The organism is Pseudomonas sp. B6(2017) (assembly GCF_002112765.1).
GTDB classification, from domain to species: domain Bacteria; phylum Pseudomonadota; class Gammaproteobacteria; order Pseudomonadales; family Pseudomonadaceae; genus Aquipseudomonas; species Aquipseudomonas piscis.
In genome coordinates this window covers 68,264-89,843 of the sequence record NZ_NEIQ01000008.1, presented here as the reverse complement: position 1 = coordinate 89,843, position 21,580 = coordinate 68,264, and the positions used below count along the sequence as shown (strand labels likewise).

The window sequence follows — 21,580 nt, the reverse complement described above, 5'->3', positions numbered from 1 at the left end:
GGCAGCTTGCGATGCATAAGGTAAACTGCCGCCTCTTTCTACACCTATAACGATTCGCCTGATGCCCACGACGTTTCATGAGATTCCCCGCAAACGCCCGAGCACACCGCTGCTCGATCGTGCCCAGACGCCGGACGGCCTGCGCCGGTTAGGCGAAGCCGAGCTGGAAACCCTGGCCGATGAATTGCGCCTGGAACTGCTCTATTCGGTCGGCCAGACCGGTGGGCATTTCGGTGCCGGCCTCGGCGTCATCGAGCTGACCATCGCCCTGCACTACGTCTTCGATACCCCGGACGACCGGCTGGTTTGGGACGTGGGCCACCAGGCGTATCCGCACAAGATCCTCACCGGTCGCCGCGAACAGATGGGCACCTTGCGCCAGAAAGACGGCCTCGCGGCCTTCCCCCGGCGCTCGGAGAGCGAATACGACACCTTCGGCGTCGGTCACTCCAGCACCTCCATCAGCGCCGCCCTGGGCATGGCCATCGCCGCCCGCCTGCAGAACAGCGAGCGCAAGGCCATCGCGGTGATCGGCGACGGCGCCCTGACCGCGGGCATGGCCTTCGAGGCCCTGAACCACGCGCCGGAAGTGGACGCCAACATGCTGGTGATCCTCAACGACAACGACATGTCGATCTCGCGCAATGTCGGCGGCCTGTCCAACTACCTGGCCAAGATCCTCTCCAGCCGTACCTACGCCAGCATGCGCGAAGGCAGCAAGAAAGTGCTGTCGCGCCTGCCCGGCGCCTGGGAAATCGCCCGCCGCACCGAAGAGTACGCCAAGGGCATGCTGGTCCCCGGCACCTTGTTCGAAGAGCTGGGCTGGAACTACATCGGCCCGATCGACGGCCACGACCTGCCGACCCTGATCGCCACCCTGCGCAACATGCGCGACCTCAAGGGCCCGCAGTTCCTGCACGTGGTGACCAAGAAGGGCAAGGGCTTCGCCCCGGCAGAAGTCGACCCCATCGGCTACCACGCCATCACCAAGCTCGAGCCCCTGGACGCTCCGGCCAGTGCGCCGAAGAAAGCCGGCGGACCGAAGTATTCCGGCGTGTTCGGCGAATGGCTGTGCGACATGGCAGCCGCCGATTCGCGCCTGGTGGGCATCACTCCGGCCATGAAGGAAGGCTCGGACCTGGTGACCTTCAGCGAACGCTTCCCGCTGCGCTACTTCGACGTGGCGATCGCCGAGCAGCACGCGGTGACCCTGGCGGCCGGCATGGCCTGCGAAGGCGCCAAGCCGGTGGTGGCGATCTACTCGACCTTCCTGCAGCGCGGCTACGACCAGCTGGTGCATGACGTCGCGGTGCAGAACCTCGACGTCCTGTTCGCCATCGACCGCGCCGGCCTGGTGGGCGAAGACGGCCCGACCCACGCCGGCAGCTTCGATTTGTCCTACCTGCGCTGCATTCCCGGCATGGTGGTGATGACCCCGAGCGACGAGAACGAACTGCGCAAGATGCTCAGCACCGGCCACCTGTACAACGGTCCGGCAGCGGTGCGCTACCCACGCGGCACCGGCCCCAATGCGCCGATCGACAAGGACCTGGAACCGATCGAGATCGGCAAGGGCCTGGTCCGTCGCCAGGGCAAGCAAGTAGCGCTGCTGGTATTCGGCGTGCAAATGGCCGAAGCGTTGAAAGTGGCCGAGAGGCTCGACGCCACGGTGGTCGACATGCGCTTCGTCAAGCCGTTGGACGAAGCCCTGGTGCGCGAGATCGCCGGTAGCCACGAGCTGCTGGTGACCATCGAGGAAAACGCCGTCATGGGCGGCGCCGGCAGTGCGGTCAGCGAGTTCCTGGCCCAGGAAGGCTTGCTCAAGCAGGTCCTGCACCTGGGCCTGCCGGACACCTACGTCGAGCATGCCAAGCCGGCGCAGATGCTCGCCGAGTGCGGCCTCGACGAAGCCGGCATCGAAGCCTCGATCCGCCAGCGCCTGAAAATGCTGGGCCTGGCGTAAGCTGTCGGGCCCCTTGCTGAGCGCCCGCCACGCGGGCGCCAGCTTCTCCCCATCCGCAGCCCAGCACATCCTGCGACCGAACCCGCGCCGCACCTAAGGAGCAGCCATGAAACTCTCCGGCCTCGCCCTGCCCCTGTTCCTGCTGCCCGGCGGCGAACTGCTGGCCGCTACCACCGAGCGCGATCAGGCCCTGAAGCTGCCGGACACCCTGATCAGCGCCAACCGCCAGGTACAGGCGCGCAACGACAGCAGCGCGGCGAACACGGTGTTCACCCGGGAAGATATCGATCGCCTGCAACCCACCAGCCTGACCGACCTGCTGCAACGGGTTCCCGGGGTGCAGGTTGCCCAGAGTGGCGGACGCGGCGCCCTGCCGAACATTTTCATTCGCGGCACCAACTCGGCCCAAAGCCTGGTGCTGGTGGATGGCCAACGCATCGGTAGCTCCTCCAGCGGTGACAGCAACCTGCAATTCATCAATGTCGAGCAGATCGAACGCGTAGAAGTGCTGCGCGGCTCACGCTCGGTGATCTACGGCAGCGACGCCATTGGCGGGGTGATCCAGATCTTCACCCGGCGCGGTACCCAGCAGGGACTGCAAGGCAGGATGCACCTGGGCTTTGGCAGCAACCAGACCTGGCAACGCAGCCTGGGGCTATCCGGCGGCGACCAGCAGACCCGCTTCAGCCTCGGTGCCAGCCTGGATGAAACCGCCGGGATCGATTCGACCCGGGAGTCCTACCCCAGCGACGACGACCATGACGCCTATCGGAACCAGTCGTTGAGCCTGAGTTTGAGCCATGCCTTCGACGACGATCTGGAAGTGGGGCTGAACCTGCTGGATAACCGTGGTCGCAGCCAGTACGACAGCCCTTTCGGCTATTTCGACATGGCCACTAACAATACCTATCAACAGCAGCCCTATACCGATTTCACGGTCAGCAGCATCAGCAGCTTCATCGACGCCCGTCTCAACGACAGCTGGAAGTCACGCCTGGAACTGGGCCATGCCGAGAATCGTGACGCCAAGCGCGACAAGCTCACCGTGGAACGCAGCACCTTCAATACCTATCGCGACTCGCTGAACTGGCAGAACGACCTGAGTCTGGACGAACGCAACAGCCTGATCCTCGGCGCCGATTGGTATGAGGATCGGCTCAATACCAGCGCGGCCTACGGCGAGGACAGCCGCTGGAATCGTGCAGCGTTCATCCAGCACCGCTTCCGTGGCGACAACTTCTCCACGGAGTTGGGCCTGCGCCACGACCGTAACCAGCAATTCGGCAGCCAGAACACCTGGAGCGGAAGCCTCACCGTGCCGGTGAACCCGGACAACGACCTGCTGTTGTCCTACAGCGAAGGCTTTCGGGCTCCGACCTTCACGGATCTGTATTACCCAAACAGCAGCAACCCACAGCTCAAGCCAGAACACTCCAAGAGCTATGAACTGCAGTGGCGTAGCCAACTGACCCCAGATAGCCGCCTGGAAGCTTCTCTTTATCGCATCGATCTCAAGGACGCGATCATCTACAACACCAGTGCACGGCGACCAGAAAATATCGGTTCGGCACGGATCAATGGCCTGGAAACGGCCCTGAAACAGGAATGGTTCGGCTGGCAGACCAGCGCAGGCGTCGCCATCATCGATCCACGCAATTGCCAGAGCGGAGAACAACTAGCACGCCGGGCCAAGCGCACCCTGAACCTGGATCTGGACCGTCAGTTCGAGCGGCTGGCATTCGGCGCCAGCTGGCAACTGGTGAGCAGCAGCCGTGAAAATCGCTTCGAACAGAAGCAGGCACGGCTTGGCGGCTATGGCTTGTTCGGCCTGCGCAGCAGTTGGGCAGTCAACCAGGAGCTCAAGCTGGACCTGAAGCTCGACAATGTCTTCGACAAGTCCTACTCACGGGCGCTCTACAGCCATCAGGGCAGCAACTATGGCTACCGCGAAGAAGGCCGCACCTGGATGCTCGGCGTGACCTGGACCCCTGAGCTGTAAAGCTTGCTCAGCGCTCGGGCGCAATCAAGCCGCACAGCTTGGCCACTGCGCCGACCATCTGCCCGCTGGGCCGCTCCAGGCCCTTGTCCGTCACCAGCAACAAGCGCCCCTGCTCGACCGCGGCCATCTGCGGCCAGGCCTTCCAGGCATCCAATTGCCCCTGGGCCGTGGCGAGGATCGCCTGCGGGTTGCGCTGCAGCACCGATTCGATGCTGACCTGGGGCGCCGGCAGCAGTTGATCGGCAAACACATTGCGCGCCCCGCAGACCGCCAGGGCGTCGCTAATGATCTGGCCACCACCCACCGTGTACAGCGGACGATCCCAGACCTGGTAGAACACCGGTAGCGGTGACTCGCGGCGATAGCGCTGGCGCAGTTGCGCAAGTTGCTGGTCCAGCTGGGCCGCCAATGCCTGTCCGGCTTGCGCTCGCCCCAGGCGCTGGCCGATCTCGGCGACCTGGGCGGTCAGTTGCGCAAGGTCATGGGGTTCGGCAACCAGGGTGGGAATGCCCAAGCGCGCCAATTGCTCCTTCTGGGCCGGGCCGACACTGCCCGGCCAGAGCAGCAGCAAGTCCGGCCGCAGGCTCAGCAAGCGTTCGATGTCCAGCTGGCCGTAGCGCCCCACCGAAGGCAGGTCCTTGAGTGGCGCCGGGCGCTCGCCGGCATCCAGCACGCCCACCAGCAGATCGGCGGCGCCCAGTTCGACGACGATTTCCGAGAGCGATGGCGCCAGGCTGACGACCCGCTCGACGGCCAGCGCCTGGCCGCACAGAACCAGCAGCAAGACGACCAGCCAACGCTGCATCAACCGAGCTGGCGCGGGATGCGGTAGAGGTAGAACAGCACCGCCGTGGACAAGGCCAGGAGCATCAGCGGCACGGCCTCAAGGCCGACGAATACCGCCAGGGCACCGATCCAGGCCGGCAATGCCGCCACCAGCAAGGCGGTGCGCCGCCGCGCCGCCAGGTCGATCCAGGCCGCTGGTTCTTCCGGGGTATCGAGGGCTTTCTGGGTGGCGATCAAACCGTGCTTGTAGGTGCCGAAAAAGCGCAGGCTGACGAACATCGACGCCACCCCGGCGATGAAGAACGGCATCGCCAGCACCGGCAGGATCGGCTCGCCCTGGCCAAATACAGCGTTGAGCACGAACAGCGGCAGCAGCGCCAACGCCAGGTATTGCCACCAGCTGACGGCCAGGCGACGTCTCACTTGGCCCCGGGTCACGCGCGGTCGACCTCGCCCTGGTGCTCGTTGCCCATCATATGGTCCAGCTTGCTGGCCTTGGTCGCCAGGTACAGCTTGTTGTGCGGGTTGTGGCCGGTGTGCAGCGGCACGCGCTCGGCGACCTGGATGCCCATCTCGGTCAGGGCCTTGACCTTGCGCGGGTTGTTGGTCATCAGGCGCAGGGCCTTGACGCCCAGATGCTCGAGCATCGGCAGGCACATGGCGTAGTCGCGCTGGTCGGCGGCGAACCCCAGGCGCTCGTTGGCCTCCACGGTATCGGCACCGCCGTCCTGCAGCTCATAGGCGCGGATCTTGTTCAGCAGGCCGATGCCGCGACCTTCCTGGCGCAGGTACAGCAGTACCCCGCGACCTTCACGGGCAATCGCCCGCAAGGCGGCTTCGAGCTGCGAGCCGCAGTCGCAACGCTGGCTGAACAGGGCATCGCCGGTCAGGCATTCGGAGTGCAGGCGACCGAGCACCGGCGCGCCGTCGGCGATATCGCCCAGGCTGAGCACCACGTGCTCGCGACCGGTGGCTTCGTCGAGGAAACCGTGCATGGTGAATTGCGCAAAGGGGGTGGGCAGCTTGGAAGCGGCAACAAAAACAACGGGCACTGTCGTGCTCCTGATCTGTATGGGGACTGGAGATTCGCAGAGGCGGCATTGTAACAGCAGCCTCCACTGGGCGCTTAGGCTGAATTATCGTGGATAAAGATCGATAAGTTTGATCAACGGACCGCCGGCCGCGCGCTTCCATCAAAGGGATAAGGCTGCTTCCAGTGCTGGAAGATGGGCCGCAAGCCGCCACTCTTCACCAACTGCTCCATGCGCTGGTCGTACAGGGCCAGCAGGGCGCGGCCCCGGGGCGTGTCGGCGAACCCCAGGTACAACGGCAGTTCCGCCAGGTGCGAGCACCTGAAGCGGCTCGGATCCTCGGCCTGCCCGAGCACATACTCGACCTCGGTCTGGCCGTCGATGTAGTAGTCGGCACGGCCGTAGAGCAGCATCGGCAGGATGCCGACCCGGCGGCGGATCTCGTTGTAGCGACGGACGTTGGGCAGGTAATCCTCGTACTTGTAGCCGCGCACCCAGACCAGCCGGTAGTTGCCCAGGCTCGCCAGGGTCAGCTCGGGACTGCTGGCCAGGCCCAGGGCATAGACGTGGTCGTTGTCGTAGTTCCAGCGCGGATAGAGCACACCCGGGGACTCGTTGCGATAGGCGCCGGCCTGGGCATCCACCTCGCCACGCTGCACCAGCCCGACCGAACGGGTATAGGGCATGCTGTGGCGTTCCACTGCCACTCCCTGGGGCTCGAACACCTCCCGCAGGATGTCCCAGGACAGTCCCTGGCCATCGGCCTCGCTGTACTGGCTCCACTCTTCGCTGGCGATCCGGATGAACCCCGGCGCTACGGAAGGCTCGCCGGCCCAGGCATCACAGCTACAGACAACCAGTACGACCAGCAGCGCGCGACAGACACCCATGCCTTGCCCCTCAGCCCAAGCACCACACCAACCCCTGCATCGCCAGCCAGGCGAACACGCCGGCCAGGATATCATCGAGCATGATGCCGACGCCGCCGTGGACATGCCGGTCGACCCAGCGAATCGGCCAGGGCTTGAGGATGTCGAAGAAGCGGAACATCAGGAACCCCGCCAGCAGCCATTGCCAGCCTTCGGGCACCAGCCACAGGGTGATCCACATGCCGACCATTTCGTCCCAGACGATGCCCTCGTGGTCATGCACACGCAGGTCGTCGGCCACCTTGCCGCAGAGCCAGAAGCCGAACAGCATGGTGACACCGAGCATCAGCCAGTAGCCCCAGTCCGGCAGCATCTGCCACAACGGGATAAAGGGTAGCGCAACCAGCGAACCCCAGGTGCCCGGGGCCTTGGGCATGGTGCCCGAACCGAAACCGAAGGCGAGGAAGTGCCAGGGATTGCGCCAGACCGACGGCGGTACGAATTCCGCCGGGACCTGCTTGGGATGATCTGTCACGGTGTCTCCGGAAAGTGTTGGTAGCCCCGGATGCCCGGGGTGATGTCCTGCCCGCCGGCATCCAGCAGCGCCACGCCCTGCCCGGCCAGCACCTGCCCCACCACCTGCAGCGGCCAGCCAGCTGCCTGCAGCGGTGCCAGCTCTGCGGCAGGCAAGGTGAAGGCCAGCACATAGTCGTCGCCGCCACTCAAGGCCGCGGCGCGCGCGCCCTCAAGGCCGAGAAAGTCCACCAGGGGCCTGGACAGGGGCAGCTTCTCCAACTCCACCTGCAACCTCACTGCGGAGGCGGCGGCGATATGCCCACAATCGGCGAGCAGTCCATCGGAGATGTCCAGGGCCGCCGTGGCCTTGCCGCGCAGGGCCTGGCCCAGGGCCAGTTGTGGCTGCGGCGACCAATAATGGGCCAGCAGCGGATCGGCCACCTCGGGTTCGGCACGGCGCTGGCCCAGCACCAGTGGCAAGGCGCCGGCAGCATTGCCCAGCGGGCCGCCGACACACAGCAAGTCGCCAGGCCGGGCACCGCTGCGGGTCAGGGCCTGGCCCGCGGGCACGCGACCGAATACGGTGACGGTCAGGGTCAGTGGGCCGCGGGTGGTGTCGCCACCGATCAGGCGCACGGCGCAATCCTGGGCCATGGCATTCAGGCCACGGGCATAGGCCGCGAGCCAGTCGGCGCTCACCGTCGGCAGGGTCAGGGCAAGGGTGAAGGCCAGCGGCGTGGCGCCCATGGCGGCCAGGTCGCTGACGGCCACCGCCAGGGAGCGTTGGCCAAGAAGATACGGCTCGCAGGGATCGGCGAAATGCACGCCAGCCACCAGGGTGTCGGTGGAAATCGCCAACTGCTCACCAGGAGCAACCGCCAGCAGGGCACAGTCATCGCCGATCCCCAGGGCAACGCCCTCGCCGCCCTGCGCACAAGGCGCGGCAGCGAAGAAGTTACGGATCAGTTCAAACTCGCCCATGGCAGCTGCAAGCGCGGATCAGCGCTTGAACGCCTTCACTTCTGCTGCGCGCAGGCGTGGGGCCAGCTTGTCGAGGACGCCGTTGACGAACTTGTGGCCATCGGTGGAACCGAAGACCTTGGCCAACTCGATACCCTCGTTGATCACCACGCGGTACGGCACGTCGACACGCTTGAGCAGCTCCCAGGTGGACAGGCGCAGGACCGCCAGCTCCACAGGGTCCAGCTCGTCGATGGCCAGGTCCAGGCAAGGTACGAGGGCGTTGTCGATCTCGTTCTTGCTGGCCGGGACCCCGTGCAGGATCTCCCGGAAGTACGCACCGTCGATGTCGGTGAAATCGTTGTCGACCCGGAACTGCGCTTCGATCTCATTCAGCGAGTGCTTGGCCATGTGCCATTGGTACAGCGCCTGGGTCGCGAGCTGGCGGGCTTCGCGACGCTTGGCGCTCTTGGATGGCTTGCCGGCGTTGGCAGGCTTGGGATCGCGCGGGTTGAAACGATCGCTATCGTCGCTAATCACTTGGCCTCCAACTGCGCCAGCAGGCTGACCATTTCCAGGGCGGACAAGGCAGCTTCAGCCCCTTTGTTGCCGGCCTTGGTGCCGGAACGCTCGATGGCTTGTTCGATCGAGTCGACAGTCAGTACGCCGAAGGCCACTGGTACGCCGAACTCCATGGACACCTGGGCCAGGCCCTTGGTGCATTCGCCAGCCACGTATTCGAAGTGCGGGGTGCCGCCACGAATGACCGCGCCCAGGGCGATGATCGCCGCGTACTCGCCCTTCTGCGCGACCTTCTGGGTCACCAGGGGAATCTCGAAGGCGCCAGGCGCGCGGATGATGGTGATGTCGCTTTCGCTCACGCCATGGCGGACCAGGGCGTCAACCGCGCCGCTGACCAGGCTTTCGACGACGAAGCTGTTGAAGCGGCCGACCACCAGGGCATAGCGGCCTTTAGGGGCGATGAAGGTACCTTCGATGGTCTTCAGGGTCATTCGACAAATCTCTTAAAGAGCTGGAGCGTGTCTAGTACACGCTCCTGAGTGATGTTTGAACCGCGAATTTCAAGCTGGCAACGACCGGCTTTTATTCGGAGGGCACGTATTCTACAACTTCCAGGTCGAAACCGGATATCGCGTTGAACTTCATCGGCGCACTCATCAGGCGCATCTTGCGCACGCCCAGGTCACGCAGGATCTGCGAACCGGCACCGACGATGCTGTAGGTGGTCGGTTGTTTCTTCACCGGCTGGCGCTCGGCGGTCTCGCGGATATGCGCCAGCAGCTCGTCGCCATCCAGCGGATGGCCCAGCAGCAGCACCACGCCGCTACCGGCCTCGGCCACGGTGGCCATGGCCGCCCGCAGGCTCCAGCGCCCGGGTTGCTTGACCATCAGCAGGTCGCGCAGCGGATCCATGTTGTGCACCCGCACCAGGGTCGGCTGTTCGGCGCAGATCTCGCCCAGGGTCAGGGCCATGTGCACGTCGCCCTCCACGGAATCACGATAGGTCACCAGGTTGAACTGGCCCAGTTCGCTGTCCAGGGGCTGCTCGGCAATCCGCTGAACGGTACGTTCGTGGATCATCCGATAGTGGATCAGGTCGGCGATGGTGCCGATCTTGATGTCGTGCTCGGCAGCGAAGGCTTCCAGTTCGGCGCGACGGGACATGGTGCCGTCGTCGTTCATCACTTCGCAGATCACCCCGCTAGGCTCGAAACCGGCCATGCGCGCCAGGTCGCAAGCCGCTTCGGTGTGGCCGGCGCGGGCCAGGGTACCGCCAGGCTGGGCCATCAGCGGGAAGATGTGGCCCGGGCTGACGATGTCCTCGGCCTTGGCGTCCTTGGCCGCCGCCGCTTGCACGGTGCGCGCGCGGTCGGCAGCGGAGATGCCGGTGGTCACGCCTTCGGTGGCCTCGATGGACACGGTGAACTTGGTGCCGAAGCCGCTACCGTTGCGTGGCGACATCAATGGCAACTTGAGCAGCTCGCAACGCTCGCGGCTCATGGGCATGCAGATCAAGCCACGGGCGTGCTTGGCCATGAAGTTGATGTGTTCGGCCTTGCAGCACTCGGCGGCCATGATCACGTCGCCTTCGTTCTCGCGGTCTTCGTCATCCATGAGGATGACCATCTTGCCTTGGCGGATGTCTTCGACCAGTTCTTCGATGCTGTTGAGCGCCACTCGGCACCCCCCTTCTTTCAAAATTTGAGGTTCAGGATTTGAGATAGCCGTTGGCGGCCAGGAAGCTTTCGGTGATGGTGCTGCCCGTGGCCTCGGCGGCCTTGTCGCCCAGCAGCAGGCGCTCCAGGTAGCGCGCCAGCAGGTCGACCTCGAGGTTGACCTGACGCCCTGGCCGGTAGTCGGCCATGATGGTTTCGGCCAATGTGTGGGGCACGATGGTCAGCTCGAATTCGGCGCCGTTCACTGCGTTGACCGTCAGGCTGGTGCCGTCGACGGTGATCGAGCCCTTGTGGGCGATGTACTTGGCCAGCTCCTTGGGCGCACGGATGCGGAACTGGATGGCCCGGGCATTCTCCTCCCGCGCCACCACCTCGCCGACGCCATCCACGTGACCGCTGACCAGGTGGCCACCCAGGCGAGTGGTCGGGGTCAGGGCCTTCTCCAGGTTGACCCGGCTGCCGGTCTTCAACTGGTTGAAGGCGGTGCAGTCCAGGGTCTCGCGGCTGACATCGGCCCAGAAACCGTCGCCAGGCAACTCCACCGCGGTCAGGCAGACGCCGTTCACCGCGATGCTGTCGCCCAGCTTGACGTCGGCCAGGTCAAGCTTGCCGGTTTCTACATAGACCCGCACATCTCCGCCTTTTGGGGTCAATGCGCGAATGCTGCCGATGGATTCGATGATGCCGGTGAACATGGAGTCCTCCTCGAGAACAGGGCCGCCGGGTAGGCGAAAGTCGGGAATTATACGCTCGCTGACGGGGCAGGAATGGCAGTGACTCGCCAGTCATCGCCAACCGCGCGCATTTCAATGATCTTGAGCATGGGAGCCTCGCTCATCTGCTCCAGCGGCCAGTCGAGCAAGGGCCGGGCCGAGGAGCCAAGGAACTTGCCGGCGACGAAGATCTGGTACTCGTCCACCAGCCCCTGGCGGGCAAAGGCCCCGGCCAGGCGCGGCCCGGCTTCCACCAGCACTTCGTTGACACCTCGGGCCGCCAGCTCCTCGAGCAGGCGCCGCAGGTCCACCTGGCCATCGGCGCCGGGCACGATCAGGCATTCGGGGCCGTTGGCATATTGCTCCTCCACCGCGACACAGGTCGCCACCAGGGCCGGACCCGCCTTGAAGAACGGCGCATCCAGCGGCACTCGCAGGCGCCCATCGACCAGCACCCTTAGCGGCGGCCGGCCCATGGCCAGGGCCGTCTGCTCGGCGTCCAGCCCCAGCTCGGCAGCACGCACCGTCAGCCGGGCGCCATCGGCCAGCACGGTATCGGCGCCAGTCAGTACCACGCTGGACTCGGCCCGCAGGCGCTGCACCGCCGAACGTGCGGCAGGGCCGGTGATCCATTGGCTTTCGCCGCTGGCCATGGCGGTACGCCCGTCGAGGCTCATCGCCAGCTTGACCCGCACATAAGGCAGGCCATGCTCCATGCGCTTGAGGAAACCCTTGTTGATCGCCCGCGCCTCGCCCTCCAGCACTCCGCTATGCACGACGACGCCGGCCTCGGCCAGGCGTCCCATGCCGCGTCCGGCGACTTGCGGATTGGGGTCCTGCATCGCCGCGACCACCCGCGCCACTCCGGCGCCGACCAGGGCATCGGCGCACGGTGGCGTACGCCCGTGATGACTGCAGGGCTCCAGGGTCACGTAGGCGGTGGCGCCACGGGCCTGGTCCCCGGCCGCGCGCAGGGCATGCACTTCGGCATGGGGCTCGCCGGCCCGCACATGCCAGCCTTCGCCCACCACCTGGCCGTCGCGCACGATGACGCAACCGACACGGGGATTGGGATGAGTGGTGTAGTGGCCCTTGCGTGCCAGCTCCAGCGCGCGAGCCATGTAGTGGGCGTCGAGTACCGCCTGCTCCGCGGGCTGGCTCATTGCTTGGCCGGCTCGCGGGCGAGACGATCGATCTCTTCGCGGAACTCGTCGAGGTCCTGGAAGCGCCGGTAGACCGAAGCGAAGCGGATATAGGCGACTTCATCGAGCTTTTGCAGCTCGCCCATCACCAGTTCACCCACGACCAGCGACTTCACCTCGCGCTCGCCGGTGGCCCGCAGCTTGTGCTTGATGTGCGCCAGCGCCGCTTCCAGGCGCTCGACGCTAACCGGGCGTTTTTCCAGGGCGCGCTGCATACCCGCGCGCAGTTTGTCTTCGTCGAAGGGCTGGCGGCTGCCATCGGTCTTGATCAGACGCGGCATCACCAGTTCGGCGGTTTCGAAAGTGGTGAAACGTTCACCACAGGCCAGGCATTCACGCCGGCGACGGACCTGTTCGCCCTCGGCGACCAGTCGCGAGTCGATGACCTTGGTGTCGTTGGCACCGCAGAAGGGACAGTGCATGGTGGCAGGCAAAAAAAAAAGGGAGGGCCATGGTAGCGCATCCCACTGGCAAGACAAGCCATAGCCTTTACGGTATACAGACCGACTATTATGTTTCGCACATGGAAATCTGCCTCGTTGGAGCTTCAAATGCCCCTCAGACCGCTCGTTTTGCTCAGCCTCGTCAGCCTCCTGGTCGCCTGTAGCAGCGATGCGCCGAAGCCCGCGGCCAACACTCCCGCCAAGCCCCAGGCCGTGCAGAACACCCAGGAACCTCTGGACCTCGGCCCCCTGCCAGCCTACCAGCGGGAGTTGAGCGGCAGCCTCAATGGCGTACCAGCAGGGGCCAATGTCGAGCTGGCGCTGCTGGTGATCGATGAACGCGGACGCCCCCAGCGCCTGTTGGCCAGCAGCAACCTGACCGGCACCGACCGGGTCCTGCCGTTTCGCCTGCGCTTCGCCCCCGAGGCCTTCCCCGCGGGCGCCCGGGTCGAACTGCGCGGCCGCGCCAGCCAGTCCGGGCAGTTGATCCTGCACCTGCCGGCACAACGCATCGACCAACCCACCACCCAGGCCCTGGGCCAACTGCAATTCGTCAAAGCCCCATGACGCCACCGCTCGAACTGCAAGCGGCACTTGGCGAACTGCTGGGAGACGCGCAACTGGTGGCCTGCGAACTGCCCGAGACCGAACTGCGACTGTGGCTGATCGATGATCGCAACATGGACCGCGCCTTCACCCCCGAAGAAACCCGACGCATCCTCCACGAACCGCCCTACTGGAGCTTCTGCTGGGCCAGTGGCCTGGCCCTGGCTCGCTACCTGGCCGAGCATCCGCACTGGGTGCGGGGCAAGCGCGTGCTGGACTTCGGCGCGGGCTCCGGGGTGGCGGCGATTGCCGCGGCCAGGGCCGGAGCGCTGGAGGTGGTGGCCTGCGACCTCGACCCACTGGCCCTGGCCGCCTGCCGGGCCAACGCCGAGCTCAATGGGGTGAAATTGGGCTACAGCGCCGACTTCTTCAGCGAGGCCGATCGCTTCGACCTGATCCTGGTGGCCGACGTGCTCTACGACCGCGCCAACCTGCCGTTGCTGGACGAATTCCTCAGCCGCGGCCAGCAGGCCCTGGTGGCGGACTCACGGGTCAGGGACTTCCAGCATCCCTCGTACCAGCGCCTGGAAATGCTCAAGGCCCTGACCCTGCCCGACCTGGCCGAACCCTGGGAGTTTCGCAACGTGAGCCTGTACCACGCACAGCGCCCCGCCAGCGCCAGCATGGCTGCGCCGGCGATGGCGATCTCCCCCGGGCAAGCTTTATAGTGACGCCATTCCCGCTTATTCGAGATACCCCATGAGTCAGGACACGCCGTACATCTTCGATGCCAGCACCGCCGATTTCGACCAGTCGGTGATCGAGAACTCCTTCCACAAGCCGGTCCTGGTGGACTTCTGGGCCGAGTGGTGCGCGCCGTGCAAGGCACTGATGCCGATGTTGCAGCAGATCGCCGAGAGCTATCAGGGCGAGCTGCTGCTGGCCAAGGTCAACTGCGATATCGAGCAGGACATCGTCGCCCGCTTCGGCATTCGCAGCCTGCCGACCGTGGTGCTGTTCAAGGATGGCCAGCCGGTGGATGGCTTTGCCGGCGCCCAGCCGGAGTCGGCGGTCCGGGCCATGCTCGAGCCCCATGTACAGATGCCGCCACCCTCTGCGGCCGATCCGCTGGAGCAGGCCGAGACGCTGTTCGGCGAAGGTCGCTTCGGTGACGCCGAAGCGGCGCTCAAGGCCCTGCTGGTCGAAGACAACAGCAATGCCAAGGCCCTGATCCTCTATGCCCGTTGCCTGGCCGAGCGCGGTGAACTGGGCGAGGCCCAGACCGTGCTCGATGCGGTCAAGAGCGATGAGCACAAGGCGGCCCTGGCCGGCGCCAAGGCGCAGATCACCTTCCTCAAGCAGGCGGCGTCCCTGCCGGATGCCGCCGACCTGAAGGCGCGCCTGGCCAAGGATCCCCAGGACGACGAGGCGGCGTACCAGCTGGCGATCCAGCAACTGTCCCGCCAGCAGTACGAGGCGGCCCTGGACGCCCTGCTCAAGCTGTTCATGCGCAACCGCAGCTACAACGAAGGGATCGCCCACAAGACCTTGCTGCAAGTCTTCGACCTGCTGGGCAACGATCATCCATTGGTGACCACCTACCGGCGCAAGCTGTTCGCCGCGCTGTACTGATCGCCCCGGGGCCGGACTGCCACAGCTCAGCTTGGCAGGCCGGCCGCCTTCAGCCCCTCACGATACCCAGCTGTAGATCGGCGTATCCGCGCCGCTGACGACCTTGACCCGGGCGCAGTGGCGCAGGCGCACCAACAACCGCTTGCCCGCCGCCGCACTACCGGCCAGACCCTCCAGTTGTTCCAGCAACTCCGGCCCGCTGAGCTGGCCAGCCTGGCGCAGCAGGTCCTGGGCGGTCTGCCACAAGGTATCGTCCTGGCTCGGCGGTTTGCTGGCTACTCCCGCGGACGCTGGCTGGGCCGATTGGGCGGCCTGCAACTGCGCGCCCAACTGTCCTGCCAACTGGGCCCAGTCGCCTGAGTCCAGCTCCAGGGTCAAATCCACCGGCAAGTCGCCGATGCTTCCACGAATCCGCAACATCGCTGTGCTCCCGAAAATTTCTGACGAGCATGCTCCCACGCGTCTTGCGCAACGCCAAGCGGGCGGTCAAACTCTGCCACCGATATCGTTATAAGATTACATAACATTTATTTCACTTGCGTCCCGGAGACTTGCCATGCGCCGCCTGCTACTCGCCCTGCCGTTCGCCCTGTTGCCACTGGCCGCTACCCAGGTCGCGCAAGCCCATGACCACGAACACGAGCATGAACACGGCAGCCTAGGCGCCCATGAACATGGCGTGGCCCGGTTGAATGCGGTGCTCGACGGCCAGGCCCTGGAGCTGGAACTGGAAAGCCCGGCGATGAACCTGGTGGGCTTCGAGCATGCTCCGGGCAGCGACGCCGACAAGGCCAAGATCAGCGCCGCCCGCAAGCAATTGGAACAACCCCTGGCACTGTTCAGCCTGCCCAAGGCCGCCAACTGCAGCGTGGCCAGCCAGGAACTGGAGAGCCCCTTGTTCGGCGACCAGCCAGCCGTGGCCGACCATGACGATGACGACGAAGGCGCCGCTGGCCATGAACATCACCATGAGCACAGTGAGATCCACGCCCACTACCGCTTCGCCTGTGCCAAGCCCGAGGCCTTGAAGAACCTCGACCTGGGGCAGGTCTTCAAGACTTTCCCCACCACCCAGAAAATCCAGGTACAACTGATTTCGCCAAGCGGCCAGCAAGGGGTCGAGGCCACCGCCAAGGCCGCCACCCTGAAGTTCTGAGGCAACGCCTTGCTCCAGCCGTGGCCCGGACACGGCTGGAGCCGACATTCATTCGCTGATCATCGGCCCGACATGACCCAAGCACTCATCGAACTGTCCGACCTGGGCTTCAACTGGCCCGGCCAGCCCCAGTTGCTGGACATCCCCGCCTTCGCCTTGCAAACCGGTGAAACCCTGTTCCTCAAGGGTCCCAGCGGCAGCGGCAAGACCACCCTGCTGGGCTTGCTGGGCGGGGTGCAGAAACCCACCCAGGGCAGTATCCGCCTGCTGGGCCAGGAGCTGGGCGAGTTGTCCGCCGGTGCCCGCGATCGCTTTCGCGTCGACCACACCGGCTACATCTTCCAGCAGTTCAACCTGCTGCCCTTCCTCTCGGTACGCGAGAACGTCGAGCTGCCCTGTCATTTCTCCAAGCTACGAGCCAGCCGCGCCGTGCAGCGCCACGGTAGCGTCGAACAGGCTGCCGCGACCCTGCTGGCCCACCTGGGCCTCAAGGACCCCGACCTGCTCGGCCGCCGCGCCGACTCGTTGTCCATCGGCCAGCAACAGCGGGTCGCGGCGGCCAGGGCATTGATCGGCCAACCGGAGCTGGTGATCGCCGACGAACCCACTTCGGCGCTGGACCAGGACGCCCGCGAGGCCTTCATCCAGTTGCTGTTCAGCGAATGCCGCGAAGCCGGTGCCAGCCTGCTGTTCGTCAGCCATGACCAGAGCCTGGCGCCGCTGTTCGATCGTCACCTGTCGCTGGCCGAACTCAATCGCGCCGCCAAGCCTGCCGAGGTCTGAGATGTATCTGTTCCGCCTAGCCATTGCCAGCCTGGCTAACCGTCGCTTCACCGCGTTCCTCACCGTGTTCGCCATCGCTCTTTCGGTCTGCCTGCTATTGGCGGTGGAACGGGTGCGCACCGAAGCCCGCGCCAGCTTCGCCAGCACCATCAGCGGCACCGACCTGATCGTCGGCGCCCGCGCAGGCTCGGTGAACCTGCTCTTGTATTCGGTGTTCCGGATCGGCAACGCCACCAACAACATCCGCTGGGACAGCTTCGAGCACTTCGCCAGCAATCCCAAGGTGAAATGGGCGATCCCGATTTCCCTGGGCGACTCCCATCGCGGCTACCGGGTGATGGGCACCACCGAGGCCTACTTCCAGCACTACCAGTACGGCCACCAGCAGAACCTGCAACTGGCCGTGGGCCGGGCCTTCGCCAGCGACCCGTTCGAAGTGGTGCTGGGAGCGGAAGTCGCCGATGCCCTGCACTACCAGCTGGGCGACAAGCTTGTGCTGGCCCACGGCGTGGCCGCCATCAGCCTGGTCAAGCACGATGACAAGCCTTTCACCGTGGTCGGTATCCTCAAGCGCACCGGCACTCCGGTGGACCGTACCCTGCACATCAGCCTGGGTGGCATGGAGGCGATCCACATCGACTGGCACAACGGCGTGCCGGCCCGTAGCGCGGGTCGGATCAGCGCCGACCAGGCGCGCAACATGGACCTGACGCCCCAGGCCATCACCGCTTTCATGCTGGGCCTGAACAGCAAGATCTCGACCTTCGCCCTACAGCGCCAGATCAATGAGTTCCGCGACGAACCGATGCTGGCGATTCTCCCCGGGGTAGCCCTGCAGGAGCTCTGGAGCCTGATGGGCACTGCCGAGAAGGCCTTGTTCGTGGTCTCGCTATTCGTGGTCCTCACCGGCCTGATCGGCATGCTCACGGCGATCCTCACCAGCCTCAACGAGCGCCGTCGGGAAATGGCCATCCTGCGTTCGGTGGGTGCCCGCCCCTGGCATATCGCGACCCTGCTGGTACTGGAGGCCTTCGCCCTGGCCCTGGCGGGGGTCATGGCCGGGCTGGCACTGCTCTACCTGGGCATCGCCCTGGCCCAGGGCTACGTGCAATCGAACTACGGCCTGTACTTGCCGTTGTCCTGGCCCAGCCCGTATGAGTGGACGCTGCTCGGGGGTATCCTGGTCGCCGCGCTGCTGATGGGCAGCGTGCCGGCCTGGCGGGCCTACCGGCAGTCCCTGGCCGATGGCCTGTCGATCCGTTTGTGAGCATCGATCCATGAAGATCCAACGCCTGCTTCACTCCCTTCTCGTCCTGTCGCTGCTGGCCAGCCCGGTCTGCTGGGCCGCAGCTGCGCGGGACCTGACCTGGTTGGAAATGATCCCGGCCGGAGCACCAGCCGAGGTGCCGAACATGAAGCCCCTGCACGACCTGTCGCAGATGAGCGATGCGCTGTCGGCCGAGTCGGCGCCAGCGGCCAAGCAGGAGCTGCCCGATGCCCCGGTGGTCCAGAGCCTCGATGGCCAGTCGGTGCGCCTGCCCGGCTACATCGTGCCCCTGGAAGTGAGCGAGGAAGGCCGCACCACAGACTTCCTGCTGGTGCCGTATTTCGGCGCGTGCATCCACGTACCACCGCCACCGTCGAACCAGATCGTCCATGTCACCAGCGAAGTCGGGGTAAAGCTCGACGAGCTCTACCAACCCTACTGGGTCGAGGGCGACATGCAGGTCAAGCCTTCAACCAGCGAGCTGGCGGACGCCGGTTACCAGATGGCGGCGCAGAAGATCTACGTCTACGAACTGCAAGAGTGAGCGTCGATCACAGGCAACCTGCGACCCGGAAAGCGATGGCAAAAGAGTGCGGGGCAAAAGAATAGTTCAGCGCCGGGGCGATGGTTCGCGATTTCATTGAGCTGAGTCAAGGTGGTCAACTTGACGATCCTTACCATTGGACATAGCCAATTTGAATCGTCCTTTGGAGCTCCCATGCATAAGTCCCTGCTTAGCGCCTCCCTGGTTGCGCTCGCACTCGCCGCCCCGCTCGCCCACGCCCACGACGCCGGTGACATCATCGTTCGTGCCGGTGCGATCACCGTCAACCCCAAGGCCAACAGTTCCGACGTCAAGGTCGACCGCGGTCCTCTGGCCGGCGCCAACCTGGGCGGCAAGGCGACCATGAGCAGCGATACCCAGCTGGGTCTGAACTTCGCGTACATGGTGACCAACAACATCGGTATCGAACTGCTGGCCGCCACTCCGTTCGAACACGACGTGAAACTCAAGAACACCGCCCTGTCCCCGGCCAACGGCAAGCTCGGCACCCTCAAGCACCTGCCACCGACCCTGAGCGTGGTGTACTACCCGCTGGATAACAAGTCGGCGTTCCAGCCCTACGTCGGTGCCGGTATCAACTACACCTGGATCTACGACGAGCACGTTGGCAGCCGCGCCAGCGAGGCCGGTTTCGACAACTTCCGGGCCAAGAACTCCTGGGGCCTGGCCTGGCAGGTCGGTGCCGACTACATGCTGACCGACAACATCATGATCAACGCCCAGGTGCGCTACATCGACATCGATACCCGTGCCTATGTGGACAACAACGCGGTGGCCCAGGGTACCCGCGCCAAGGTCAACGTCGACGTTGACCCGATGGTCTACATGGTTGGCCTGGGCTACAAGTTCTAAGCCCAAGCTCCATGAAAAAAGGCGCCCTCGAGGCGCCTTTTTCGTGTCCGGAAAACGTCAGCGACCCAACAGACGGGCCAGGCCGACACTCATCGGCGTGGGCTCGGGAAAGCTGAAGCGCTGCAATAGACGCTGGTTGCTGGCCCGCGAATGACGGATGTCGCCGGAACGGGCAGGACCATGGCTGATGGGCGGTAATGGGCCCACAACCTCGGCCAGGGCAGCCAGCAGTTGCTTGAGCGTGGTCGCCTGATTCAAGCCAACGTTGACCGCGCCCTCTTCCAGTCGAGGAGCCTCGATGGCTTGTACCAGCACCTCCACCAAGTCACCGATATAGACGAAGTCCCGGGTCTGTTCGCCATCGCCGAATACCGTGATCGGCAGCCCCTTCTGGGCCCGCTCGCAGAATATGCTGATCACCCCGGAGTACGGCGACGAAGGATCCTGGCGTGGACCGAAGATATTGAAGAAGCGGAAGATCGCCGGCTCCAGGCCGTGTTGGCGCCGATAGAAATCCAGGTAGTGTTCGCTGGCCAACTTGTCGCTGGCATAGGGGGTGAGCGGTGCCTTGGGAGTATCTTCGTCGATGGACCGGCCTTCGCCATTATTGCCGTAGACCGCCGCGCTGGAAGCGAACAACACCCGTTTCACGCCCTGCTGGCGCATGGCTTCGCAAACGTTCAGGGTGCCGATGAAGTTGCTCTGGTGGGTCTGTACCGGATCGTCCACCGAGGCCTGCACCGACGCCACCGCCGCCAGGTGGACCACGGCGCTGCAACCCTGCATGACCCGATTCACCAGGACGGCATCGGCGACATCCCCCTCGATCAACTCGACACGCGGATTATCCAGCGGCAGGTTGGCTGGCTTGCCTGTGGACAAGTCGTCCAGCACACGCACCGAGTAGCCCTTGGCGAGCAGCGCATCGGTCAGATTGGAACCGATGAAACCGGCACCGCCGGTGATCAATACAAAGCCGTCAGCCATGGCGATAGAACCTATCCAGTAAAGCCGGGAGCGCGGCACGCCAGGCGCGCGGCTTGATCCCGAAAGTGTGAAGAATTTTCTTGCAGGCCAGGACCGCATGCTGCGGTTCTTCGGCGGCATCGGCGAACGCCGCGTGGGCCTGGGCGGTGGGCGCCTCGACGGCCAGCGGGTGCAGTTGTCGCGCCTCGCCAAGCACCGCCTGGCCCAGGGCCAGGGGCGTGGTCGCTTCCTGGCCGGCATAGTGATAGGTGCCCCACAACGGCGCAGCACAATCGAGCTGCTTGAGTACCGAGATGATCACCCTCGCGGCGTCATCCACCGGCGTCGGGTTCCCCCGGCGGTCGTCTGCCATGAGCAGTTCCTGCGCCGACTCGGCCCGGGCCAGGAAACGCCCGAGAATGCCCTCGGCGCTGTCATCGAGCAGCCAGCCGAAACGCAGCAGCACATGCTGCGGGCAAGTGGCGCGCACGCTTTGCTCGATCCGCCACAACGCCTGCCCATGCAGGCCCAGGGGGACGGGCTCGTCCTTCTCGCTGTAGGCGGTAGCCCGCGAGCCGTCGAATACCCGGTAGCTCGAAGGTTGCACCAGGATGATGTTGTGGTGCTGGCAGAGTTCGGCCAGTCGCTCGACCGCCCGCTCCTGGCCAGCCAGGCGCGTCTCGCTCACCGATTCCGCCTGGAACCAGTCGAAGTAGTAAGCCAGGTTGATCAAGGCATCCGGACGGGTGTCGTCGAGCAATTGCGTGAGGCTCGCGGCGTCCCAACCGTCTTGCGGCGGACGGGGCGCGAGGAAGCCGATGTCTTCCTCCGCACCCAGGCGAATCAGCGCCTGCCCAAGGGCATTTCCGCCGCCCAGTAACATAAGGCGCATTCGCATAGAGTCAGCAGGCCCAGTGTGTTCGGAACGTTGGTTTGGATTGGTCAATTCCCGGTGAGACAGGCCCGCCGGGAATTGCCGGAATCGTTGCATTTTGCGGGTTTGTGGCGCAAGCGTCACTGAGAAAGTGCAACCCCCATCCCTCGAGCGTCGCCACTGGCGCAGGCCAGGTTGCCGCCAAGCCCCCGGGCCAGGCAGTGGCCGGCATCGTATCGGACAAAAGGCGCGGGTAGTC

25 protein-coding genes are annotated in these 21,580 nt (G+C 65.0%); 10 read left to right on the top strand and 15 right to left on the bottom strand.

Features of this window, described 5'->3' with window-relative positions:
- The first annotated feature begins 61 nt into the window (after window positions 1–61).
- Window positions 62–1,963 carry a 1-deoxy-D-xylulose-5-phosphate synthase gene (dxs, locus tag CAG11_RS15180; RefSeq protein WP_085596928.1) on the top strand — a complete coding sequence of 634 codons (1,902 nt, stop codon included), beginning with the start codon at window positions 62–64 and terminating at the stop codon, window positions 1,961–1,963.
- Window positions 1,964–2,069: 106 nt separating this feature from the next.
- A complete protein-coding gene (locus CAG11_RS15175; protein WP_085596927.1) occupies window positions 2,070–3,962 on the top strand; it encodes a TonB-dependent receptor domain-containing protein in 1,893 nt (630 codons plus the stop codon).
- 7 nt (window positions 3,963–3,969) lie between these two features.
- Here the strand turns inward: CAG11_RS15175 and CAG11_RS15170 are convergent, their stop codons facing one another.
- The 12 genes from CAG11_RS15170 to nrdR form a co-directional block, all read right to left on the bottom strand.
- Window positions 3,970–4,767, bottom strand: coding sequence for a helical backbone metal receptor (locus CAG11_RS15170; RefSeq protein ID WP_085596926.1), 798 nt, complete (start codon window positions 4,765–4,767; stop codon window positions 3,970–3,972).
- Complete coding sequence (locus tag CAG11_RS15165; RefSeq protein ID WP_085596925.1) at window positions 4,767–5,186, bottom strand: MFS transporter; 420 nt, start codon at window positions 5,184–5,186, stop codon at window positions 4,767–4,769. Before CAG11_RS15165 ends, CAG11_RS15170 begins: the two co-directional genes overlap by 1 nt.
- On the bottom strand, window positions 5,183–5,800 hold the full coding sequence (gene ribA, locus CAG11_RS15160) for a GTP cyclohydrolase II (protein WP_022641266.1): 618 nt from the start codon (window positions 5,798–5,800) through the stop codon (window positions 5,183–5,185). The genes CAG11_RS15165 and ribA overlap by 4 nt, the downstream gene beginning before the upstream one ends.
- A 113-nt stretch (window positions 5,801–5,913) precedes the next feature.
- Window positions 5,914–6,669: an ABC transporter substrate-binding protein gene (locus tag CAG11_RS15155; RefSeq protein WP_085596924.1), complete on the bottom strand. Its 756-nt coding sequence runs from the start codon at window positions 6,667–6,669 to the stop codon at window positions 5,914–5,916.
- Window positions 6,670–6,679: 10 nt separating this feature from the next.
- On the bottom strand, window positions 6,680–7,183 hold the full coding sequence (locus CAG11_RS15150; RefSeq protein WP_022641268.1) for a phosphatidylglycerophosphatase A: 504 nt from the start codon (window positions 7,181–7,183) through the stop codon (window positions 6,680–6,682).
- The gene (thiL, locus tag CAG11_RS15145) at window positions 7,180–8,145 is read right to left on the bottom strand and encodes a thiamine-phosphate kinase (protein ID WP_085596923.1); all 966 of its coding nucleotides are present in this window, start codon (window positions 8,143–8,145) and stop codon (window positions 7,180–7,182) included. Before thiL ends, CAG11_RS15150 begins: the two co-directional genes overlap by 4 nt.
- A gap of 18 nt (window positions 8,146–8,163) precedes the next feature.
- Window positions 8,164–8,664: a transcription antitermination factor NusB gene (gene nusB / locus CAG11_RS15140; protein ID WP_022641270.1), complete on the bottom strand. Its 501-nt coding sequence runs from the start codon at window positions 8,662–8,664 to the stop codon at window positions 8,164–8,166.
- Complete coding sequence (gene ribE, locus CAG11_RS15135) at window positions 8,661–9,137, bottom strand: 6,7-dimethyl-8-ribityllumazine synthase (protein WP_022641271.1); 477 nt, start codon at window positions 9,135–9,137, stop codon at window positions 8,661–8,663. Before ribE ends, nusB begins: the two co-directional genes overlap by 4 nt.
- 91 nt (window positions 9,138–9,228) lie before the next feature.
- Window positions 9,229–10,323, bottom strand: coding sequence for a bifunctional 3,4-dihydroxy-2-butanone-4-phosphate synthase/GTP cyclohydrolase II (gene ribBA, locus CAG11_RS15130; RefSeq protein WP_022641272.1), 1,095 nt, complete (start codon window positions 10,321–10,323; stop codon window positions 9,229–9,231).
- Between the two features lie 31 nt (window positions 10,324–10,354).
- Window positions 10,355–11,017 carry a riboflavin synthase gene (locus CAG11_RS15125; protein ID WP_085596922.1) on the bottom strand — a complete coding sequence of 221 codons (663 nt, stop codon included), beginning with the start codon at window positions 11,015–11,017 and terminating at the stop codon, window positions 10,355–10,357.
- A 47-nt stretch (window positions 11,018–11,064) separates the two neighbouring features.
- On the bottom strand, window positions 11,065–12,198 hold the full coding sequence (gene ribD / locus CAG11_RS15120; protein WP_085596921.1) for a bifunctional diaminohydroxyphosphoribosylaminopyrimidine deaminase/5-amino-6-(5-phosphoribosylamino)uracil reductase RibD: 1,134 nt from the start codon (window positions 12,196–12,198) through the stop codon (window positions 11,065–11,067).
- The gene (gene nrdR / locus CAG11_RS15115; RefSeq protein ID WP_031320603.1) at window positions 12,195–12,659 is read right to left on the bottom strand and encodes a transcriptional regulator NrdR; all 465 of its coding nucleotides are present in this window, start codon (window positions 12,657–12,659) and stop codon (window positions 12,195–12,197) included. Before nrdR ends, ribD begins: the two co-directional genes overlap by 4 nt.
- Window positions 12,660–12,788: 129 nt before the next feature.
- Here nrdR and CAG11_RS15110 point away from each other — a divergent pair, with 129 nt between their 5' ends.
- From CAG11_RS15110 to trxA, 3 genes are read left to right on the top strand one after another with little or no spacing between them, the layout of a single operon-like run.
- Window positions 12,789–13,247, top strand: a complete 459-nt coding sequence (locus CAG11_RS15110) for a hypothetical protein (protein ID WP_031320604.1) — start codon at window positions 12,789–12,791, stop codon at window positions 13,245–13,247.
- Window positions 13,244–13,954, top strand: a complete 711-nt coding sequence (locus CAG11_RS15105) for a methyltransferase (protein ID WP_085596920.1) — start codon at window positions 13,244–13,246, stop codon at window positions 13,952–13,954. The genes CAG11_RS15110 and CAG11_RS15105 overlap by 4 nt, the downstream gene beginning before the upstream one ends.
- A gap of 31 nt (window positions 13,955–13,985) precedes the next feature.
- A complete protein-coding gene (gene trxA, locus CAG11_RS15100) occupies window positions 13,986–14,858 on the top strand; it encodes a thioredoxin (protein ID WP_085596919.1) in 873 nt (290 codons plus the stop codon).
- Between the two features lie 57 nt (window positions 14,859–14,915).
- Here the strand turns inward: trxA and CAG11_RS15095 are convergent, their stop codons facing one another.
- Window positions 14,916–15,278 carry a hypothetical protein gene (locus CAG11_RS15095; protein WP_085596918.1) on the bottom strand — a complete coding sequence of 121 codons (363 nt, stop codon included), beginning with the start codon at window positions 15,276–15,278 and terminating at the stop codon, window positions 14,916–14,918.
- Between the two features lie 136 nt (window positions 15,279–15,414).
- On the opposite strand from CAG11_RS15095, the gene CAG11_RS15090 reads away from it, so the two are divergent.
- The 5 genes from CAG11_RS15090 (at window position 15,415) to CAG11_RS15070 (ending at window position 19,481) form a co-directional block, all read left to right on the top strand.
- Window positions 15,415–16,014 (top strand): DUF2796 domain-containing protein, encoded by a 600-nt coding sequence (locus tag CAG11_RS15090; protein WP_085596917.1) that lies wholly within the window; start codon window positions 15,415–15,417, stop codon window positions 16,012–16,014.
- 72 nt (window positions 16,015–16,086) lie between these two features.
- Window positions 16,087–16,797, top strand: a complete 711-nt coding sequence (locus tag CAG11_RS15085) for an ABC transporter ATP-binding protein (RefSeq protein ID WP_085596916.1) — start codon at window positions 16,087–16,089, stop codon at window positions 16,795–16,797.
- A 1-nt stretch (window position 16,798) separates the two neighbouring features.
- Window positions 16,799–18,064: an ABC transporter permease gene (locus tag CAG11_RS15080; RefSeq protein ID WP_085596915.1), complete on the top strand. Its 1,266-nt coding sequence runs from the start codon at window positions 16,799–16,801 to the stop codon at window positions 18,062–18,064.
- A 10-nt stretch (window positions 18,065–18,074) separates the two neighbouring features.
- Window positions 18,075–18,608 (top strand): DUF3299 domain-containing protein, encoded by a 534-nt coding sequence (locus CAG11_RS15075; protein WP_085596914.1) that lies wholly within the window; start codon window positions 18,075–18,077, stop codon window positions 18,606–18,608.
- A 174-nt stretch (window positions 18,609–18,782) separates the two neighbouring features.
- Window positions 18,783–19,481: an OmpW family protein gene (locus tag CAG11_RS15070; protein ID WP_085596913.1), complete on the top strand. Its 699-nt coding sequence runs from the start codon at window positions 18,783–18,785 to the stop codon at window positions 19,479–19,481.
- A gap of 57 nt (window positions 19,482–19,538) precedes the next feature.
- On the opposite strand, the gene CAG11_RS15065 is transcribed toward CAG11_RS15070, so the two are convergent.
- On the bottom strand, window positions 19,539–20,468 hold the full coding sequence (locus tag CAG11_RS15065) for an NAD-dependent epimerase/dehydratase family protein (protein WP_022641300.1): 930 nt from the start codon (window positions 20,466–20,468) through the stop codon (window positions 19,539–19,541).
- On the bottom strand, window positions 20,461–21,345 hold the full coding sequence (locus tag CAG11_RS15060) for a sugar nucleotide-binding protein (protein WP_085596912.1): 885 nt from the start codon (window positions 21,343–21,345) through the stop codon (window positions 20,461–20,463). Before CAG11_RS15060 ends, CAG11_RS15065 begins: the two co-directional genes overlap by 8 nt.
- Between the last annotated feature and the right edge of the window lie 235 nt (window positions 21,346–21,580).

Bases quoted from the DNA above. Each gene is read 5' to 3' on its own strand.
- dxs (WP_085596928.1), top strand. From the start codon at position 62: ATGCCCACGACGTTTCATGAGATTCCCCGCAAACGCCCGAGCACACCG.
- CAG11_RS15175 (WP_085596927.1), top strand. From the start codon at position 2,070: ATGAAACTCTCCGGCCTCGCCCTGCCCCTGTTCCTGCTGCCCGGCGGC.
- CAG11_RS15170 (WP_085596926.1), bottom strand. From the start codon at position 4,767: ATGCAGCGTTGGCTGGTCGTCTTGCTGCTGGTTCTGTGCGGCCAGGCG.
- CAG11_RS15155 (WP_085596924.1), bottom strand. From the start codon at position 6,669: ATGGGTGTCTGTCGCGCGCTGCTGGTCGTACTGGTTGTCTGTAGCTGT.
- thiL (WP_085596923.1), bottom strand. From the start codon at position 8,145: ATGGGCGAGTTTGAACTGATCCGTAACTTCTTCGCTGCCGCGCCTTGT.
- ribE (WP_022641271.1), bottom strand. From the start codon at position 9,137: ATGACCCTGAAGACCATCGAAGGTACCTTCATCGCCCCTAAAGGCCGC.
- CAG11_RS15125 (WP_085596922.1), bottom strand. From the start codon at position 11,017: ATGTTCACCGGCATCATCGAATCCATCGGCAGCATTCGCGCATTGACC.
- ribD (WP_085596921.1), bottom strand. From the start codon at position 12,198: ATGAGCCAGCCCGCGGAGCAGGCGGTACTCGACGCCCACTACATGGCT.
- nrdR (WP_031320603.1), bottom strand. From the start codon at position 12,659: ATGCACTGTCCCTTCTGCGGTGCCAACGACACCAAGGTCATCGACTCG.
- CAG11_RS15110 (WP_031320604.1), top strand. From the start codon at position 12,789: ATGCCCCTCAGACCGCTCGTTTTGCTCAGCCTCGTCAGCCTCCTGGTC.
- CAG11_RS15105 (WP_085596920.1), top strand. From the start codon at position 13,244: ATGACGCCACCGCTCGAACTGCAAGCGGCACTTGGCGAACTGCTGGGA.
- trxA (WP_085596919.1), top strand. From the start codon at position 13,986: ATGAGTCAGGACACGCCGTACATCTTCGATGCCAGCACCGCCGATTTC.
- CAG11_RS15095 (WP_085596918.1), bottom strand. From the start codon at position 15,278: ATGTTGCGGATTCGTGGAAGCATCGGCGACTTGCCGGTGGATTTGACC.
- CAG11_RS15090 (WP_085596917.1), top strand. From the start codon at position 15,415: ATGCGCCGCCTGCTACTCGCCCTGCCGTTCGCCCTGTTGCCACTGGCC.
- CAG11_RS15085 (WP_085596916.1), top strand. From the start codon at position 16,087: ATGACCCAAGCACTCATCGAACTGTCCGACCTGGGCTTCAACTGGCCC.
- CAG11_RS15080 (WP_085596915.1), top strand. From the start codon at position 16,799: ATGTATCTGTTCCGCCTAGCCATTGCCAGCCTGGCTAACCGTCGCTTC.
- CAG11_RS15075 (WP_085596914.1), top strand. From the start codon at position 18,075: ATGAAGATCCAACGCCTGCTTCACTCCCTTCTCGTCCTGTCGCTGCTG.
- CAG11_RS15070 (WP_085596913.1), top strand. From the start codon at position 18,783: ATGCATAAGTCCCTGCTTAGCGCCTCCCTGGTTGCGCTCGCACTCGCC.
- CAG11_RS15065 (WP_022641300.1), bottom strand. From the start codon at position 20,468: ATGGCTGACGGCTTTGTATTGATCACCGGCGGTGCCGGTTTCATCGGT.
- CAG11_RS15060 (WP_085596912.1), bottom strand. From the start codon at position 21,345: ATGCGAATGCGCCTTATGTTACTGGGCGGCGGAAATGCCCTTGGGCAG.